Annotated in this window: 19 protein-coding genes; 6 read left to right on the top strand and 13 right to left on the bottom strand. The window is 68.9% G+C overall.

Features of this window, described 5'->3' with window-relative positions:
- Positions 1-121: 121 nt before the first annotated feature.
- On the bottom strand, positions 122-1,096 hold the full coding sequence (locus A5759_RS11900; RefSeq protein WP_197506019.1) for a bifunctional riboflavin kinase/FAD synthetase: 975 nt from the start codon (positions 1,094-1,096) through the stop codon (positions 122-124).
- Positions 1,097-1,179: 83 nt separating this feature from the next.
- Here A5759_RS11900 and mntR point away from each other — a divergent pair, with 83 nt between their 5' ends.
- On the top strand, positions 1,180-1,875 hold the full coding sequence (gene mntR, locus A5759_RS11905; protein WP_064394496.1) for a manganese-binding transcriptional regulator MntR: 696 nt from the start codon (positions 1,180-1,182) through the stop codon (positions 1,873-1,875).
- 170 nt (positions 1,876-2,045) lie between these two features.
- On the opposite strand, the gene A5759_RS11910 is transcribed toward mntR, so the two are convergent.
- Genes A5759_RS11910 through A5759_RS11925 form a run of 4 tightly spaced genes read right to left on the bottom strand, consistent with a single transcriptional unit; the run spans position 2,046 to position 5,025 of the window.
- On the bottom strand, positions 2,046-2,462 hold the full coding sequence (locus A5759_RS11910; RefSeq protein ID WP_064428298.1) for a DUF6632 domain-containing protein: 417 nt from the start codon (positions 2,460-2,462) through the stop codon (positions 2,046-2,048).
- 51 nt (positions 2,463-2,513) lie between these two features.
- Positions 2,514-3,395, bottom strand: a complete 882-nt coding sequence (truB, locus tag A5759_RS11915) for a tRNA pseudouridine(55) synthase TruB (protein ID WP_068197686.1) — start codon at positions 3,393-3,395, stop codon at positions 2,514-2,516.
- A complete protein-coding gene (locus tag A5759_RS11920; protein ID WP_068197689.1) occupies positions 3,392-4,072 on the bottom strand; it encodes a 4'-phosphopantetheinyl transferase in 681 nt (226 codons plus the stop codon). Before A5759_RS11920 ends, truB begins: the two co-directional genes overlap by 4 nt.
- Entirely contained in the window at positions 4,069-5,025 is a 957-nt protein-coding gene (locus A5759_RS11925) for a metallophosphoesterase (RefSeq protein WP_064394502.1), read from the bottom strand. Before A5759_RS11925 ends, A5759_RS11920 begins: the two co-directional genes overlap by 4 nt.
- Positions 5,026-5,157: 132 nt before the next feature.
- On the opposite strand from A5759_RS11925, the gene A5759_RS11930 reads away from it, so the two are divergent.
- On the top strand, positions 5,158-5,727 hold the full coding sequence (locus tag A5759_RS11930; RefSeq protein ID WP_068197692.1) for a DUF3558 domain-containing protein: 570 nt from the start codon (positions 5,158-5,160) through the stop codon (positions 5,725-5,727).
- A 22-nt stretch (positions 5,728-5,749) separates the two neighbouring features.
- Here the strand turns inward: A5759_RS11930 and A5759_RS11935 are convergent, their stop codons facing one another.
- Positions 5,750-6,820, bottom strand: a complete 1,071-nt coding sequence (locus A5759_RS11935) for a hypothetical protein (protein ID WP_068197694.1) — start codon at positions 6,818-6,820, stop codon at positions 5,750-5,752.
- Positions 6,817-7,971 carry a sulfotransferase gene (locus A5759_RS11940; RefSeq protein WP_068197696.1) on the bottom strand — a complete coding sequence of 385 codons (1,155 nt, stop codon included), beginning with the start codon at positions 7,969-7,971 and terminating at the stop codon, positions 6,817-6,819. Before A5759_RS11940 ends, A5759_RS11935 begins: the two co-directional genes overlap by 4 nt.
- Before the next feature lie 43 nt (positions 7,972-8,014).
- Here A5759_RS11940 and A5759_RS11945 point away from each other — a divergent pair, with 43 nt between their 5' ends.
- Both A5759_RS11945 and A5759_RS11950 read left to right on the top strand, forming a co-directional pair.
- Positions 8,015-8,623, top strand: coding sequence for a TetR/AcrR family transcriptional regulator (locus A5759_RS11945; RefSeq protein WP_068197697.1), 609 nt, complete (start codon positions 8,015-8,017; stop codon positions 8,621-8,623).
- Between the two features lie 9 nt (positions 8,624-8,632).
- A complete protein-coding gene (locus A5759_RS11950) occupies positions 8,633-10,303 on the top strand; it encodes a CocE/NonD family hydrolase (RefSeq protein ID WP_068197703.1) in 1,671 nt (556 codons plus the stop codon).
- Positions 10,304-10,311: 8 nt separating this feature from the next.
- On the opposite strand, the gene A5759_RS11955 is transcribed toward A5759_RS11950, so the two are convergent.
- A complete protein-coding gene (locus A5759_RS11955) occupies positions 10,312-10,872 on the bottom strand; it encodes a DUF1802 family protein (RefSeq protein WP_068197704.1) in 561 nt (186 codons plus the stop codon).
- A 4-nt stretch (positions 10,873-10,876) separates the two neighbouring features.
- Positions 10,877-11,158 (bottom strand): DUF2277 domain-containing protein, encoded by a 282-nt coding sequence (locus A5759_RS11960; RefSeq protein WP_064416963.1) that lies wholly within the window; start codon positions 11,156-11,158, stop codon positions 10,877-10,879.
- A 22-nt stretch (positions 11,159-11,180) separates the two neighbouring features.
- Here A5759_RS11960 and A5759_RS11965 point away from each other — a divergent pair, with 22 nt between their 5' ends.
- Positions 11,181-11,936, top strand: coding sequence for an enoyl-CoA hydratase (locus A5759_RS11965; RefSeq protein WP_064416962.1), 756 nt, complete (start codon positions 11,181-11,183; stop codon positions 11,934-11,936).
- 126 nt (positions 11,937-12,062) lie between these two features.
- Positions 12,063-12,629: a class I SAM-dependent methyltransferase gene (locus A5759_RS11970; RefSeq protein WP_068197705.1), complete on the top strand. Its 567-nt coding sequence runs from the start codon at positions 12,063-12,065 to the stop codon at positions 12,627-12,629.
- A gap of 90 nt (positions 12,630-12,719) precedes the next feature.
- Here A5759_RS11970 and A5759_RS11975 read toward each other — a convergent pair whose 3' ends face one another.
- From A5759_RS11975 to infB, 4 genes are read right to left on the bottom strand one after another with little or no spacing between them, the layout of a single operon-like run.
- Entirely contained in the window at positions 12,720-14,048 is a 1,329-nt protein-coding gene (locus A5759_RS11975; RefSeq protein ID WP_156616904.1) for an MATE family efflux transporter, read from the bottom strand.
- 7 nt (positions 14,049-14,055) lie between these two features.
- Complete coding sequence (locus tag A5759_RS11980; RefSeq protein WP_068197710.1) at positions 14,056-15,054, bottom strand: bifunctional oligoribonuclease/PAP phosphatase NrnA; 999 nt, start codon at positions 15,052-15,054, stop codon at positions 14,056-14,058.
- A complete protein-coding gene (gene rbfA, locus A5759_RS11985) occupies positions 15,029-15,532 on the bottom strand; it encodes a 30S ribosome-binding factor RbfA (protein WP_064349765.1) in 504 nt (167 codons plus the stop codon). Before rbfA ends, A5759_RS11980 begins: the two co-directional genes overlap by 26 nt.
- Complete coding sequence (gene infB / locus A5759_RS11990) at positions 15,533-18,244, bottom strand: translation initiation factor IF-2 (RefSeq protein ID WP_068197712.1); 2,712 nt, start codon at positions 18,242-18,244, stop codon at positions 15,533-15,535.
- Positions 18,245-18,266: the final 22 nt, after the last annotated feature.

An 18,266-nucleotide genomic window follows, 5' to 3' on the forward strand; every position in this document is an offset into this window, starting at 1 on the left:
GGAAGGGAGGGGTGGGCCCCGGGAAGGCGCGGCCGCCGCGAACTGCAGCGCACGCCCGGTCGGCAGGCAGTCTAGCAGCGGCCGAGGTGAGCGGCGAAATCGCAGCTCACCGGTGCCGGTGTCACCGAGCCAGGACTGTGCGGGCGTGTTCGGTGTCGCGGCCCATCTGCTCGACCAGGTCGTCGACGTTGGCGAACTTCTCCTGGCCGCGCAACCGGGCCACGAAATCGACGGCGACGTGCTGACCGTACAGGTCGGCGGTGGTGTCGAGCACGAATGCCTCGACGGTGCGGGTGCGTCCGGAGAACGTCGGATTGGTCCCCACCGAGACCGCGGCCTGGTACCGCTCGCCGGGGATGACGCTGCCCGCGACCGGACCGTGGCCGAGCACGGTGAACCACGCCGCGTAGACGCCGTCGGCGGGAATCGCCGAGTACATGGGCGGCGCCACGTTGGCGGTCGGAAAGCCCAGCACCTTGCCCCGTCCGTCGCCGCGCACCACGACCCCCTCGACGCGGTGCGGGCGCCCCAACGCCTCGGCCGCGGCGACGACGTCGCCCGCGTCGACGCAGGACCGGATGTAGGTCGAGGAGAACGTGACGGCCCGGTCGGTGTCGGCCACCTCGGAGACCAGGGTCATACTCTCCACGGCGAAGCCGAACCGCTCGCCGGCCTGGCGCAGCAACTCGACGTTGCCCGCCGCCTTCTTGCCGAACGTGAAGTTCTCCCCCACAACGACCTCGACCACGTGCAGGCGTTCGACCAGGAGTTCGTGGATGTAGCGGTCCGGGGTCAGCTTCATGAAGTCGGCGGTGAACGGCATGACCAGGAAGACGTCGACGCCGAGTTCCTCGACCAGTTCGGCGCGCCGGGTCAGCGTGGTCAGCTGGGCGGGATGACTGCCCGGGAAGACAACCTCCATCGGGTGCGGGTCGAAGGTCATCAGCACCGTGGGCACGCCGCGGGACCGGCCGGCCTTGACAGCGTGGTTGATCAGCTCCTGGTGTCCGCGATGCACACCGTCGAAAACCCCGATGGTGACCACACATCGGCCCCAGTCCGTCGGGATCTCGTCTTGTCCCCGCCAGCGCTGCACGAGGGCAAGCCTACGGCGCGACAGGGGCCCTCCGCGTCGCCGGATCCCCCAGATGAGGTGAGTATTGCCTAAACTTTGTCATTGTGAATCCTGCCGGCGATGCGCGTGACCTGACGACGGTTGCCCAGGACTACCTGAAAGTCATCTGGACCGTCCAGGAGTGGTCGCAGGAGAAGGTGAGCACCAAGTTGCTGGCCGAGCGTCTCGGCGTGTCGGCCAGCACCGCCTCGGAGTCGATCCGCAAGCTCGCCGACCAGGGCCTGGTCGACCACGAGAAGTACGGCGCGGTGACGCTGACCGAGGCCGGCCGGGCCGCCGCCCTGGCGATGGTGCGCAGGCACCGGCTGATGGAGACGTTCCTCGTGCGCGAGCTGGGCTACAGCTGGGACGAGGTGCACGACGAAGCCGAGGTCCTCGAGCACGCGGTGTCGGACCGGATGCTCGACCGCATCGACGCCAAGCTCGGGCACCCGACGCGCGATCCACACGGCGATCCGATTCCGGCCGCCGACGGACGCGTGCCCGCCCCGGACGCGCGCCAGTTGTCCGCCTGCAACGACGGCGACCGCGGCACGATAGCGCGCATCTCGGACGCCGATCCGGAGATGCTGCGGTACTTCGACAGTGTCGGCATCAGCCTGGACTCGCGCCTTCGCGTGGTGGCCCGGCGCGACTTCGCCGGCATGATCTCGGTGGCCATCGAGTCGACAGACGGCGACGACACCACCGTCGAGCTGGGAAGCCCTGCCGCAGAAGCGATCTGGGTGGTCGCGAGCTAGCGCGATGGCGGTTACGGCGGGCTGCCGACCACTGCGACGAGTGCCCGCCCAGAGCGAGTTATTCGCTGCCAGCGAATTTTTCGCTGCAAGGCGGGCGCCTTCCCGAATGGTCGGTTGCGATAACCGGCCACCGGATTTTCGCCAGGGCTCCACATTCGCGGGGTGTCCCCTCAGCTTCGTTCGACGGCGGCCGGCTGTTCCTCGGACATCGTGAGGCCGGAAGCCCGCACGAGCACCGCCAGCACGATCGCGACCAACAGCAGTGCGGGCACATCGCCCACCAGATGCCCGGTCTGGTGCTCACCGCGCACCGACTGCACCGCCATGATGACGGCGTGCACGACGCTGGACCACACCGCGAACCAGATCAGGCTCAGATGAGCGCGCGGATTACGCGCCGCCCACACCAGAAAGACCCCGAGGGTCGCATACAGCCCGACGATCATCATGAAGTAGTCGGAGTGATGCGGCGGTCCCGGATGCCACGCCCAACCTGACGGCCACACCGCGGCAAGCGGATACAGGCAGAGGGCGACCACGCCGAACACGCCCAATGCGATCTGAAGTGCCTTGTACGGAGACGCCATTTTCGGCTCCTATCTCTAGGACGGCGTCAGTATGCGCCCGGATGCGCCGGGCTACAAGGTCGCCGGACGCAGCACGACGACCGACTTCGTACGATCCGACCGGTCTTCCAGCAGCGCGATGACCTGGCCGTCCTGAGCCGTTGCGGCGTAAATCCCTTTGAGGCCCCCCGGTTTGAGCGGCCGGCCGTGCCGCACGTCCTCGGCCTCGTTCGCGGTCAGGTCCCGCCGCGGGAAGGCCAAAAGACATGCGGTGTCGAGGCTGTACGACAGTCGTGGGGTTTCGGCGAGCTCGTCGAGCGTGCGCGCGTCGCTCAACCCGAAACCGCCGACTCTGGTGCGACGCAACGCGGTGAGATGTCCACCGACTCCCAGCGCGGCGCCGACGTCGCGGGCCAGTGCACGAATGTAGGTGCCGCTGGAGCACTCCACCTCGACGTCGAGGTCGACGACGCCGGGTTCGCGGCGGACGTCTAGCACCGTGAACCGCTCGATACGCACCCGGCGTGGTGCCAACTCGACGGCCTGCCCTTCGCGCGCGAGTTTGTAGGCGCGCTGTCCGCCGATTTTGATCGCGCTCACCGCCGACGGGACCTGGTCGATCTCGCCGCGAAGGTCCGCGACCGCGCGCTCGATGCACTCGTCGGTAACGGCGTCGGCCGAAACCTGCTGCAGCATCGCGCCTTCGGCGTCGTCGGTCGAGGTGGTTTGCCCGAGCCGGATGGTCGCGGAGTACGCCTTGTCCGTCGCCGTCAGCAGTCCAAGTATCTTGGTGGCGCGCTCGATCCCGACGACGAGAACGCCGGTGGCCATCGGGTCAAGGGTCCCGGCGTGGCCGACCTTGCGGGTGCCGAAGAAGCGACGGCAGCGGCCGACGACGTCATGGCTCGTCATGCCCACGGGTTTGTCGACGATGACCAGACCCGCCTGTGTCATAGCACGATCGCGGTCAGCGCCAGACCGTCGCGGACCGACCACTGGCCGGCCAGGGTTTCCAGCGGGGTGCCGTGCATCGCCGCCGGGTCGATCAGGATTCGCGAGACGAAACTGCCGGAGGTGCCGCTGTCGTCGACGTCGAAGACGATGTGCGCGTCCTCGAAGCCCAGCCACCGGCGGGTCACCGGGAACCACGCCTTGTAGGTCGCTTCTTTGGCGCAGAACAGGATTCGGTCCCAGTGCAGTTCGCCCGGCAGCTGTTTCAGTTCGATTCGCTCGGCGGGCAGGCTGATCGCGTCGAGCACACCGTCGGGCAGCACACCGTGCGGTTCTGCGTCGATGCCCACCGACCGCACCTCGGCCTGCCGGCCGACCACAGCCCCGCGATAGCCCTCACAGTGCGTCAGCGAGCCGACGATGCCGTCGGGCCACCGGGGTTCACCCTTCTCCCCCTTCAGAATCGGGACCGGTCCGACACCGATCTCGGAGAGTGCCTGTCGCGCGCAATACCGCACCGTGACGAACTCGTTGCGCCGCTTGGCGACCGACCGCGCGACCAGAGGCTCCTCCTCGGGCAGCGGCGCCAGGCCCGGCGGGTCCCGGTAGACCTCGGCGGCTGCCAAGCCCGGCGTCGTTGCCGGCAGCACACCGGACAGCAGCGACGCGGCGACCGTCATCGCGAAACCTGCCTGTCGCGGATCCGCTGCTGCACCTTCTGCGCGTTCTCCCGCATCTCCTGGGTGATCTGGAAGTGGCCGCCGAACTCGTTGAGGTACCCGGGCGGATACTGCGGGTCAGGCAGGATCTGGCGCATCCAACGATATGGCTTGCGGCGGCGCCACTCTCGCGGATATCCGACGGACACCTCCTCGAACCGCACACCGTCATACCACGTCGTGCGCGGAATGTGCAGGTGCCCGTAGACCGAGCACACTGCGTTGTAGCGGGTGTGCCAGTCGGCGGTGGCGGTGGTGCCGCACCACAGCGAGAACTCGGGGTAGAACATCGCGTCGCAGGGTTCGCGAACCATTGGGAAGTGGTTGACGAGCACCGTCGGCGTCATCCAGTCGAGGTCTTCGAGTCGCTTGCGGGTGTAGGACACCCGGTCGCGGCACCACGCGTCGCGGGTGGCGTAGGGCTCGGCCGACAGCAGGAACTCGTCGGTGCCGACGACGTTGCGCTCGCGCGCAATGGCCAGTCCCTCGGCCTTGGTGGCGGCGCCTTCGGGCAGGAAGGTGTAGTCGTATAGCAGGAACATCGGCACGATCGTGGCCGGACCGCCCTCCTCGGTCCACACCGGGAAGGGGTGCTCGGGGGTGATGATGCCCATCTCGTCGCACATGTTGACCAGGTAGTCGTAGCGGGCCTTGCCGAAGATCTGCATCGGGTCGCGGTTGGTGGTCCACAGCTCGTGGTTGCCCGGAATCCAGATCACCTTGGCGAACCGTTTGCGCAACAGGTCCAGGGCCCAGCGGATCTCGTCGGTGCGTTCGGCGACGTCGCCGGCGACGATGAGCCAGTCGTCGGGCGAGGCCGGATGCAGCGACTCGGTCACGGGTTTGTTGCCTGTGTGACCCGTGTGCAAGTCGCTGATCGCCCAGAGGGTGGGTCGTCGGCCGTCGCGTGTCACAACTGACCAGGGTACTTAACCGGAAGTGCGTGACTCGTCCGGCAACTAGAACAGGTTCTTGTTTCCTCTTCGGGTGCTGGCAGCGGCCCGCTAGACTCCCCGCAGGGTCGGACCGACGAACAAAGGGGTGACATGCTCGCCAAGCTGCGCTTGGTCTCGGCACTGTGCGCACTGATCGCTGCGGTGATGGTGGTGTGGCAGGCCAACCCGGCGGGCGCCCCGCGGGTGGACGCCGTCGACATTCCGATGACGAATGTCACGACGTCGATCAAGTGGCCCGTCATCGAGACCACCGACCCGTCGCCGTTCAACCCGTGCAAGCAGATTCCGCTCGAGGCGGTGCAGGCGATCGGTCTGGCGTTCACCCCGCCGACACCGGAGGATCAGCTGCGGTGCAGGTACGACGCGGGCAACTATCAAATGGCCGTGGAGGCCATCGTCTGGCGCAGCTACGAGCAGACGTTGCCCGCCGATGCGGTCCAACTCGACATCGACGGACACCGCGCGGCGCAGTACTGGGTCATGAAACCGACGGACTGGAACAACCGCTGGTGGATCACCTGCATGATCGCCTTCGACACCAGCTACGGCGTGCTGCAGCAGTCGCTGTTCTACTCGCCGATCTACTCCGAGCCCGACCCCGACTGCATGCAGACCAACCTGCAGCGCGCGCACGAGCTGATTCCGCATTACGTGTTCTGAGTCTTCTGATCGGCCCGCCCGTTCAGCTGTCGTGTTCGATGCGGTCCATCGGGCTGGACCGCTCCAACATCCCGATCGTCTCCTCGCCGTCCCAGCGGTAGCGCACACCGGCCTGCTGCAGGGCCGGGAACGTCCAATTGGCCATCTTCTCCAGTTGTTCGGCGGGAAGGTCGGCGGGATCGGTGATGTCGTGGGTGGACAGCACCGTCTCCCCCTCGATGTGCACGGTTCCGCGGGCCGTTTCGAGCACCAGTGACACATCCTCGCCGCCCGGCCGCAGCCGGCGCAGCCACGGGGCCTCGACGACGCGGGCGGGGATCAGGCCGGCCGGGTCTCCGAGGTACAGGTAACCCTCGTTGTAGTTCGGCTGCCCGTCGGGCCGCGGCGGGTAGGCGATGTAGCCGAACGCCCGTCCGCTTCCGAACAGCGCGGACTGCCAGCAGTGCCCCCAGAACCCCTCCAGTCGGCGCACGCCTTGGCGACGGATGCGCAGCCCGCTTCCCGACAACGGGTGCCGGCGTCCGGCCACCTCCACGATCCCGTCGGCGCGGAACAACTGTTCGTAACGGGCGCCGCCCATCAACTCCCCGACCACCGTCGTCTTCAGTTGGTCGGCGGCATCATCGCCCATCGCCCCCTGAATCCACGGTGGCACCGCCATTCTCGCCTCGACCTCGAATCGCACGTCGACAAGCGGGCCGCTCTTGTCGCCGGTGGTGAGCGCCTCCGAGGACGTCTGGACGGCCTGACCGTCGAACGTCACCGTCCACGTGTCGAACGGCGCCACGCACTCGAACGCCAGCGGCCCCGCTCCGAGCACTGTCGGCTCGCCGTTGCGGCCCTCGACCGGCGCGCTCTGCCCGTCCGCGCGCAAGCGGTAGACGCGTCCGTCGGCGAACGCCAGGTTGACCTGCAGTGCGTGAGCGTCCCAGTTGGACGCGACCGCCTCGATGCCGATCCTGGGCAGGCCGACCTCGCCGCGGTCGTCGAACACCCAGAAGCTCACCGAATCCCGCATCTCGGGGTCCTGCGGCCGCTCGGCGAACATGTGCTCGCGGGCCGGGTCGATGCCGCCCGTTATGTCGACGGTCATGGGGTGCTTTCCTCCTGCCGGTCGTAACGCCCAGAGCCGCCGGCGTAGGCGTCCACGTAGGCCGCGAACAACGGCCGAATTACGTTGTCGTCCAATCCGAATGCCACCGGGTCCGCCTTGGGGTGCGGCTCGCGCTTCTCGGCGTTCTCGGTCCACCACGCCCGCATACCGGCCTCGAACCGTTCGGTCACCGTCTCGCCGAGCCAGCTGTACAACCGCTTGATTTCGCCGATCGGATCGTTCTGCATGACCCGAAAGTCGATGTCGTAGAACCGCTCTGCAGCCTTAGCGCGGAACGCCATCGCCCGCGTGATCCCCGTCGACCACTGGGTGACGTTCAGTTCACCGAGATAGCGCCGGTCGAGGTGATCGGTGAAGCCGCCGACGATGTCGGCGTAGACGTCGACGACCGACAGCAGCACGTCGGTCGGATCGCGGTGCGTCATGACGAAGCGGGCATCGGGGAACACGCGGTCGAGGTAGTCCAGCGAAAGCACATGTGCCGGCGACTTGAGCCGCCATGGGCGCGTCGGTTCCCCCCACTGCAGCAATCTGAGGACCCGTCGTTCATAGCGGTACGTCGACGTGAAATCGGCTCGGTCGCAGAGCCATTGCGAGTAGGTCGGAATCTGTGCGTAGGCCTGGAAGATCTGGGACTTGAAGTCGAGCGCCATCAGGTCCAGGCATTCCATCGGTCCGCGGATGTCGGTGGGCACGTGGTGGCGGGTGCCCACGAGGACGGGCCGCTGATCCGGCGGGATGCGCGGGTCGTCGCCGCGCACGGTCGACGGTGGCGGGCACGGCTGCGCGGACTCCCAGCTGCGCACGTAACGAACGTCGGGATCCTGCGCGAGCAGGAAGGACAGCGCGGTCGACCCCGTCCGCGGCAGGCCCAACCCGAACAGCGGCGCGGCGATCTGCTCGTCGTCGATGTCGGGGTGGCGGCGGTACCAATCCTCTACCTGGAGCCGCTGCGACAGGTGCAGCCCGATGCGGTTGTAGACGAAGTCCGCGCCGCGCGCGTTGAGCCGGGCTTCTTCGCTCAGCGCACGGACGAGGATCTCGAGGCCCTCGCGGAACGAGTCCTCGCCGAAGTCCTCGAGTCCGGTGCGCTCGACGGCCGCGGCCATCAAATCCTCGACGGATGCCACACTGCACCTCCCACCGAATTGGTGACAGTACACTGCCACTACTATGGCCGGCTCGTCAACGCGCTCGTACGACAACAGCGTCCGCAGGCGCAAGGCAGCACACACCCGCGAGCGCATCGTCGCCGCGGGCAGTGCGCTGGTGCATGAGTTCGAGACGTGGGACTGGCGCGAGCTGACGTTCAAGGCCGTCGCCGCGCGGGCCGGGGTCGGCGAGCGGACGGCGTACCGGTATTTCCCGACCGAACGCCATCTGCACGACGCGGTGATGCAACGGCTTGAGAACGAAGCCGGGGTGTCCTATGAGGACGTCACGCTGGCGAACCTGAGTGAGGTGACGGGGCGGGTTTTCGCGTCGCTGCAACGCTTCTCGGTCAAACACAGCACACCGTCGCCGGTTGATTCCGCGTTCGTCAGCTCCGACGTCCGCCGCCGCGATGCACTGTTGCGCGCAGTGAACGAGGCCTCACCGCAGCTCCCCGACGAACAGCGGCGCGCGATCGCGGGCCTGCTCGACGTGCTGTGGAGCCCGCCCACCTACGAGCGCCTGGTCGCGGTGTGGGGCCTGGACGGCGACGCGGCCACCGGTGCGATCGAATGGTTGATGGCCCAGGTGACACAGGCGATCGAACGCGGCGGCATCGAGTCTGCGTAGCCTCGTGACGTGACCGCATCCTCCGTCGCCGCACCGCCGGCATCCCGTTCGAAGGTCAAGCAGCTCACCGGACGCACCGTGTCACGCCTGCTGCGGCTGCCGCCGCACACCACCGACTTCACGGTCCACAAGGTCCGTGTACCGATGCGCGACGGTGTCGAGCTGCGCGCCGACCACTATGCGCCCAGCACATTGGACCCGGCCGGCACGCTGCTGGTCCGCTGCCCCTATGGCCGCGACTTCCCCTTCGCCGCCATCTACGGACGCGTCTACGCCGCACGCGGCTATCACGTCGTCCTGCAGAGCGTGCGCGGAACCTACGGCTCTGGCGGCGACTTCGACCCGATGGTCAACGAGATCGCCGACGGCGCCGACACCGTCGAGTGGCTGCGCAACCAGGAGTGGTTCACCGGCTCGTTCGCCACGATCGGGCTGTCGTATCTCGGTTTCACCCAGTGGGCGCTGCTCACCGACCCGCCACCGGAGATGAGGGCCGCGGTGATCACCGTCGGTCCGCACGACGTCAGCGGGCCGCGGTGGGGTCCCGGTTCGTTCGCGCTGAGCGACTTCCTCGGCTGGAGCCACCTGGTGGCCCATCAGGAGGATCCGAACCGGGCGCGGGCGCTGGTGCGACAGTTGCGGTCGCGGCGCCGGCTGGCCCGTGCGGTGAGCAGGCTGCCCGCCGGCGAGGCGGGCCGCGCGCTGCTGGGCGAGGGTGCGCCGTGGTGGGAGTCCTGGCTCGATCATCCCGATGCCGACGATCCCTTCTGGACCGCGCTGAACCTGCGTCAGGCCTTGGACACCGCCGACGTGCCGGTGCTGCTGATCACCGGCTGGCAGGACCTGTTCCTGGAGCAGACGATGGCCCAGTATCGGCGGTTGCGTGAGCGCGGAGTCGAGGTCGGACTGACCGTCGGCCCGTGGATCCACACCCAGCTGATGACCAAGGCCGCGCCGACCGCCATCCGCGAGACGCTGGACTGGTTGGGCGCCCACCTCACCGGCGCGGAGAGCAAGCGGCGCCAGCCGGTGCGGATCTTCGTCAACGGGAGCGGCTGGATCGACCTGCCCGAGTGGCCGCCGGCCATGCCCGAAGTGGTGCGCTACCTGCAGCCGGGCGGTCGCCTCGGCGATGCCGTCCCGCCGGAGACCGCGGCTCCGTCGACGTTCACCTACAACCCGGCGAATCCGACGCCGACGGTGGGCGGCCGGCTGCTGTCGCCGGAGGGCGGATATCGCAAGGACACCCGCCTGGCGCAGCGTGCCGACGTGTTGAGCTTCACCGGCGACCGCCTGCCCGCCGACAAGTACGTGGTGGGGGTGCCGGCCGTGGAGCTCTCGCATTCGTGCGACAACCCGTACAACGATGTGTTCGTGCGCCTGAGCGAGGTCGACGCCAAGGGACGCTCACACAACGTGAGCGACGGCTACGTGAGCGCCGCACCGGATTCCGGACCGGTACGCATCGAACTCGACCCGATCGCGCATCGCTTCCGTGCGGGTTCACGGATCCGGGTGCTCGTGGCGGGCGGGTCACACCCCAGGTTTGCCCGCAACCTCGGTACCGGCGAACCGCTCGGGACGGGTAAGAGCCTCGCGCCGGCCACCCACACCGTGCATCTCGGCGATGGCGCGTCGCGGCTGGTGCTGCCAGCCGCGCCGCAGCCGCCCGCCGGCTGAGGCGCGGGTCAGCCCACCGAACGGCGTACCCGCTCGGCGATCTCGTGCAGCGCGGCGTCGTCGTGCACTGGGGCCGCCCACTCGGGGTCGATCGGCAGCTGCACCCAGCTGATGCAGCCGGCGTACTCGGGTGTGCGTTCGAGTCGCAGCGGGGCCAAGAGCGGGCAGGCCTGGACGACGAGCGCGGTGAGCCGATGCTTGGGCCGAAAATCGAGCCGGTCGGCGCGCACCGATGCGTCGGTCCAAATATGCAGGGGCGCAATCTCTTCGAGGGCTTCGGGGCGGTTCACCTCCACTGCGGCGACGATGCGGGCGCCGGCGCGGACCACCACCGCGTCCTCTGTGCTGTCGGCGGTCGCCACATCGAGCAGATCGCGGTGCTCGGGGCGCACCCGCTCGGCGTGGCCGTGCGCGACCGTCGGAAACAGCAGAAAGTGCGACGCGGCGACCGCGAACCGCTTCTCGTGAATACCGCCCTTGCGCAGCAGAACGGTCTGCCTGCCGTCCAGCAGCGCGTGGATCGCAGCACTCCACTCCTTGAGCGCGGGCCGGGTCAGCGTCGTCGTCATCGTGCTACGTCGCGGCCGCAGCTTTGCTGTTCATGCGGGCCCGAACCTCGGGCCGGCGCAACGGCGGCACCGTCTTCGGCGGCTGGCGCCGGGCCGGCAGAGACTCCAGCAGCCGGTGGGTGGTGGCGGTGACCTCCGCGACGGCGGCCTCAAAGGCGTCGGCGTTGGCCGCGGTCGGCCGGGTGATTCCGCTGACCTTGCGAATGTACTGCCGCGCGGCGGCCTCGATCTCCTCGTCGGTCGCCGCCGGTTCGAGTCCGCGTAGCTCGGTGATGTTTCGGCACATGGCTCCACGATAGGTTCGTCGGGTGACTGACGACATCCTGCTCATCGACACCCGCGATCGGGTGCGCACCCTGACCCTCAACCGGCCGCAGGCGCGCAACGCGCTGTCGTCCGAGCTGCGCAGGCGGTTCTACCGGGCCCTCGGTGAGGCTCAGGCCGATGACGACGTCGACGTCGTGATCGTCACCGGCGCCGATCCGGTGTTCTGCGCGGGTCTGGACCTCAAGGAGCTGGGCGACACCACCGAACTGCCCGACATCTCGCCGAAGTGGCCGCCGATGACCAAGCCGGTGATCGGCGCGATCAACGGCGCGGCCGTCACCGGTGGCCTCGAGATCGCCCTGTACTGCGATGTGCTGATCGCGTCCGAACAGGCGCGCTTCGCCGATACGCACGCCCGGGTGGGGCTGTTGCCGACGTGGGGGCTGTCGGTGCGGTTGCCGCAGAAGGTCGGCGTCGGGATGGCCCGCCGGATGAGCCTGACCGGCGACTACCTGTCGGCCGAGGAGGCCCTGCGGACGGGGTTGGTCACTCAGGTGGTGCCGCACGCAGAGCTCATGTCGACCGCCCGGCAGGTCGCGGCGTCGATCGTCGGCAACAACCAGCAGGCCGTACGCGCGTTGCTGGCGTCGTATCACCGCATCGACGAGGCGCAGACCAACGAGGGGTTGTGGATCGAGGCGGCGTCGGCGCGCGAGTGGATGCGCACGACCAGCGGTGACGACATCGCCGCCAACCGCGACGCCGTCCTGCAGCGGGGCCGCTCCCAGGTCCGCTGATTCCCAGCTTGTCCGAGCCGCCAGCGCGCCACCTAGCGCGAGCGCGCCACCTTGCGCGAGCGACCGCGTCTGATCACGACACGCCGCGGATTTACAGCAGTTAGCGGTCGCTCGTACGCTGCGAGCGTGAACGAAGCGCATGAGTACTGCGGCAGCGAGGAATGGCGACAGCTGATCCGCGAGGTGATTCTTCCGTGGGCGTTGGGTGAGGTCGACCTCGGCGACGACGTGCTCGAGGTCGGCCCAGGCTACGGCGCCACCACCGACGTGCTGAGCGAGTCGGTGGGCCGGCTGACGTCAGTCGAGATCGACGACGAACTCGCGGCGATGCTGACGGCTCGCTTCGCCGAAGTTCCGACCGTCGAGATCGTGCGCGGCGACGCGACCGCACTGACCTATGACGACGACCGCTTCTCCGGCGCGGCGTGTTTCACGATGCTGCATCACGTCCCCACCGCCGAACTTCAGGACCGGCTCTTCGCCGAGGTCGCCCGGGTGCTGCGGCCCGGGGCCGCGCTGGTGGCCAGCGACAGCCTCGGCAGCGACGAGTTGGCCGTCGCGCACGAAGGCGACACTTACAACCCCGTCGACCCCGCGACACTGCCGGATCGGTTGGCGGCAGCGGGATTCGGCGATGTCCGGGTCAAGACGACAGAGTTCGGTTGGGCCGCAGTAGCCCGGACCCGCGCATAGCGCGGCCGCTGGCGGTCCGCGAGCGTCCACATTTGGTCTAGTTTCAGTGGCGTGTCGTGCGCAAACGCGGTCACTCGCGCCGATTACAGATCAACCCGTGCCCGGCACCAGCCAACGGCCAGAGAACGCGCGCCAGCCGACGAACAGCAACCGCAGCACCATGAACGTCGACAACCCCGCCCAGATACCCAGCAGCCCCCAGCCGAACGCCAACGACAGCCAGATCAACGGCAGGAAGCCCACCAGCGCGCTGGCCAGCGTCGCGTTGCGCATGAACTTCGCGTCACCGGCGCCCAACAGGACCCCGTCGAGCGCGAAAACGATTCCGGCGACCGGCAATTGGGCCACCATGAACCACCACGGCACCCCGATCGCGTCGAGCACCGAGCGGTCGTCGGTGAACACGCTCGGAAACACCGACGCACCGGCCGCGAACACCACGGCAAGCACCGCCGAGGCCAACGCCGAGAAGATCGTCACCCGCCACGCCACCGATTTGGCGTGCGTGAGCTGACCCGCGCCCAGCGCCGCACCGACCAGCGACTGCGCGGCGATCGCCAGCGAATCCAACACCAGCGCAAGGAAATTCCACAGCTGCAACACGACCTGGTGCGCGGCGACGGCGGCCGCGCCGAACCGGGCCGCGACAGCTCCCGCCGACACGAAACACGCTTGGAACGCCAGCGTGCGCAACACCAGGTCGCGGCCCATCACCACCTGCGCGCGCAACACCCCGGGGTGCAGCCGCAGCGGCACCCGTTCGATCAGCAGTGCACGACAGAACAACGCGGCGGCCACCCACTGCCCCACCGCGTTCGCGACGGCCGAGCCGGGTAACCCGAGCCGGGGCATACCGAGCAAGCCGTAGACCAGCAGCGGGCACAGCACCGCTGAGACCCCGAACCCGAACACCACGAACTTGAGCGGCCGCACGATGTCCTGCACCCCGCGCATCCACCCGTTGCCCGCCGCCGACACCAGGATCGCGGGTACGCCGATGATCGCGATGCGCACCCACGACAGCGCTTCGTCGGCGATCTCTCCCCCGTCGGACGACCCCGCCAGCGCCGACACCAACGGAACCGCGAACACCTGCACCGCGGCGACGATGACCGCACCCAACCCCAACGCCAGCCAGGTGGCCTGCACGCCTTCCCCGACGGCGGCCGCCCGATTGCCTGCGCCGTAGAAGCGGGCCGACCGGGCGGTGGTCCCGTACGCCAGAAACGTCATCTGCGAGCTCAGCGTGGTCAGTATCAGCCCGCCGATCGCCAGACCCGCCAGTGCCAGTGCGCCCAACCGGCCCACGACCGCGAGATCGAACAACAGGTAGATGGGTTCGGCCGCCAGCACTCCGAGTGCCGGAACTGCCAGCCCGGCGATCCGGCGGCCGGTCACCGGAGCGTTCGGCGGCTCCAGCTCGGGCTCAGCCAAGGGCCGCGTACAACGCCTCTACCACGTCCTCGGCGGACCCGGTGGCCGAATATCCCGCGGCCAGGCGGTGACCGCCGCCGCCGAACCCGCTCGCGACAGGCGACAGGTCGTAGGACTTGGCCCGCATCGACACCGACCAGTGCCCCGGCTCGATCTCCTTGAACACCGCGGCCACCTCGGCCTCGTCGGTGGTCCGCACGATGTCGACGATGCTTTCGACTTCCTCAGGTCGGGCGTCGACCCACTCGTCGTGTGACACCACCGCGTACACCAGGCCCCGGCCACCGGCGGCATCTTTCAGCAGCTGCGCCGAGGACAGCACCCGAGACAGCATCGGCAGCCAGGCGTAGGGATGGGTGTCGAGCAGGGTCCGGCTGATGCCGGCGTTGTCGACGCCGAGATCGACGAGGCGCGCCGCCAGCCGGTGCGCGCGCGGGCTGGCCCACCGGAACGAACCGGTGTCGGTGGTCAGGCCCGCGTACAGGCAGTGTGCGACGCCGATGTCGATCGGCTTGTCCCACGCGTCGAGCAGGTCGGCCACCAACATCGTGGTGGAGTCCGCCGAGGCGTCGACGTAGTTGGCGGTGCCGAACAGCTGGTTGGAGGCGTGGTGGTCGATGACCAGGACCTCGCGACCGTCGTCGACGACGCCGCGCAGCGCACCGAGGCGGTTGATGCTGGGGATGTCGACGGTGACGATCAGGTCGGGGTCGCGGCGCATCGCGTCGGGGCGGACGAGCAGATGCCCGCCGGGCAGCGACTGCAGCGATTCGGGCAGCTTCTCGGGCGCCGCGAAACTCACCTCGACGCTCTTGCCGACCTGGTCGAGCACCAGCGCCAGCGCCAGACCGGCGCCGATGGTGTCGGCGTCGGGATAGACGTGGCAGACCACTCCGACCGAGGCGGCCGCTGACAACCGTTCGGCTGCGCCGTGGGCGTCAACCCGATCGCCCACTTCCAGGGCGTCAGTCGTCTTGTCGATCGCGGTCACCGCTGTCCTCGGAGTCGTCGGGCCCCCCGGCTACTGCCTCGCCCTCCACCTCACTGACACGGTACGGGTCCGCATCGCCGGCGTGCTTGGCACCTTGCCGAACTCTCGCCAAATCCTCATCTGCGGCGCGAGCGCGGGCCAGCAGTTCCTCCATCTTGACCGCGGCGTCGGGAACGGTGTCGCGCTCGAACGCGAGCGTGGGCGTGAAACGCACACCCAGGCTCGCGCCCACCTTGGACCGCAGCACACCTTTGGCCTTCTCGAGCGCCGCCGCTGCCCCGCCGTAATCCGGCTCCTCGGACAGCGACGCGCCGAGCACCGTGTAGTACAGCGTCGCGTCGTGCAGATCGTTGGTGACCTTGGCGTCGGTGATCGTCACACCCGACAGCCGCGGATCCTTGATCTCGTACTCGATCGCCGAGGCGACGATGGTGGAAATGCGTTTGGCCAGTCGCTTCGCCCGTGCGGGGTCAGCCATCTACACCCGTTCCTTCTCGACCAACTCGTAGGTCTCGATGACGTCGCCTTCCTTGATGTCGGAGTAGGTCAGCGTCAGACCGCATTCGTAACCCTCGCGGACCTCGGTGACGTCGTCCTTCTCGCGGCGCAGCGACGACACGGTGAGGTTCTCGGCCACCACGACGTTGTCGCGCAGTAGCCGGGCCTTGGCGTTGCGTCGCATGATCCCCGACTGCACGAGGCAGCCGGCGATGTTGCCGACCTTCGACGACCGGAAGATCGCGCGGATCTCGGCGCGGCCGAGTTCGCGCTCCTCGTAGATCGGCTTGAGCATGCCCTTGAGCGCCGCTTCGATCTCGTCGATCGCCTGGTAGATGATCGAGTAGTAGCGGATCTCGACACCCTCGCGGTTGGCCAGCTCGGTGGCCTTGCCCTCCGCGCGGACGTTGAAGCCGATGATGATCGCGTCCGAGGCCGACGCCAGGTTGACGTTGGTCTCGGTGACACCACCGACGCCGCGGTCGATGACGCGCAGTTCGACTTCGTCGTCGATCTGGATGCCCAGCAGGGCCTCCTCGAGCGCCTCGACCGTACCGGCGTTGTCGCCCTTGAGGATCAGGTTCAGCTGGCTGGTTTCCTTCAGCGCCGAATCCAGGTCCTCGAGGCTGATCCGCTTGCGGCTGCGCGCGGCCAGGGCGTTGCGCTTGCGGGCGCTGCGCCGGTCGGCGATCTGACGCGCGATGCGGTCCTCGTCGACGACGAGCAGGTTGTCACCTGCACCCGGCACCGACGTGAAACCGATGACCTGCACGGGCCGCGACGGCAACGCCTCCTCGACATCCTCGCCGTGCTCGTCGACCATGCGGCGGACGCGACCGTAGGCGTCGCCCGACACGATGGAGTCGCCGACCCGCAGCGTGCCGCGCTGCACCAGCACCGTGGCCACCGGGCCGCGGCCGCGGTCCAGGTGCGCCTCGATCGCCACACCCTGGGCCTCCATGTCCGGGTTGGCCCGCAGGTCCAGGGCCGCATCGGCGGTCAGCACGACCGCTTCCAGCAGCGCGTCGATGTTGGTGCCCTGTTTGGCGGAGATGTCGACGAACATCGTGTCGCCGCCGTAGTCCTCGGGAATCAGCCCGTATTCGGTGAGCTGGCCGCGGATCTTGGCCGGATCGGCGCCTTCCTTGTCGATCTTGTTGACCGCCACCACGATCGGCACCTCGGCCGCCTGCGCATGGTTGATGGCCTCGACCGTCTGCGGCATCACGCCGTCGTCGGCGGCGACCACCAGGATCGCGATGTCGGTGGCCTTCGCGCCGCGGGCACGCATGGCGGTGAACGCCTCGTGACCCGGGGTGTCGATGAACGTGATCGGGCGGACGTTGCCGTCGAGGTCGACCTCGACCTGGTAAGCGCCGATGTGCTGGGTGATGCCGCCGGCCTCGCCCTCGCGGACGTTGGCCTGACGGATGGTGTCCAGCAGTCGGGTCTTGCCGTGGTCGACGTGACCCATGACGGTGACGACCGGCGGACGCTGTTCGAGGTCCTCCTCGCCGCCTTCGTCCTCGCCGTAGGTGAGGTCGAACGACTGGAGCAGTTCGCGGTCCTCGTCCTCCGGGGAGACGACCTGAACCTTGTAGTTCATCTCGCTGCCGAGCAGTTCGAGGGTGTCGTCGCCGACGGACTGCGTCGCGGTGACCATCTCGCCGAGGTTGAACAGTGCCTGCACCAGCGCGGCCGGGTTGGCGTCGATCTTCTCGGCGAAGTCGCTCAGCGAAGCGCCGCGGGCCAACCGGATCGTTTCACCGTTGCCGTGCGGCAGGCGGACGCCACCGACGACCGGCGCCTGCATGTTCTCGTATTCGGCGCGTTTCGCCCTCTTCGACTTCCGTCCGCGCTTGGGCGCGCCGCCGGGACGACCGAACGCACCGGCCGCACCCCCGCGCTGGCCGGGGCGGCCGCCACCACCGGGACGGCCCCGGAAACCTCCGCCGGCGGGTGCGCCGCCGCCACCGCCGCGGTAGTTACCGCCACCGCCACCACCGCCGGGACCACCGGGACGACCACCGCCGCCACCGGGTCCGCGGCCACCGGGGCCGGGACGCGGACCACCGGGGCGACCCATCGCACCGGGCCGCGCGCCGGGAGGACGCGGCGGCATGTTGCCGGGCGTCGCACCGCCTGGACGTGGGGCACCGGGACGCGGACCACCCGGTCCGGGCCGGGGCCCTTGGGGGCGGGGCATCGGCCGGTCGACCGGCTGTTGAGAGGAGAACGGGTTGTTGCCGACGCGGGGAACGCGGGGCGCCGGCTTCGGCGCGCCCGGCGTGGGACCCGGCCGGGGGCCGGGTGTGGGCCCCGGGCGGGTGGGCGGCGCAGCCGGTGTGGCCGGCGGGGCGGCGGCCGCCGCGGGCGGCGCGGCGGACGGAGCCTCGGCGGCAGGTGCCGCAGGCTTGGGCGCGGGCGCCTTCGCGGGCTCCGCCGGAGCGGCGCTCTTGGCAGGCGCAGCGGTCGACGAGGCGGCCGCCGAACCATTGCCCTCGGATTTGGCCTTCTCGGCGGCCTTCTTGCCGCCGCCGAAGGATTCGCGCAACCGGCGCGCGACCGGGGCCTCCACGGTGGAGGACGCGGATTTGACGAATTCGCCCTGTTCGCTCAGACGAGCAAGAACTTCCTTACTGGTGACACCGAGTTCCTTGGCCAACTCGTGTACACGGGCCTTACCTGCCACTACATCTCCATCTCTAGAGGCG

Origin of the sequence: Mycobacterium sp. 852014-52144_SCH5372336, assembly GCF_001665615.1 — a bacterium.
In the GTDB taxonomy this organism is placed as follows: Bacteria; Actinomycetota; Actinomycetes; order Mycobacteriales; family Mycobacteriaceae; genus Mycobacterium; species Mycobacterium neumannii_A.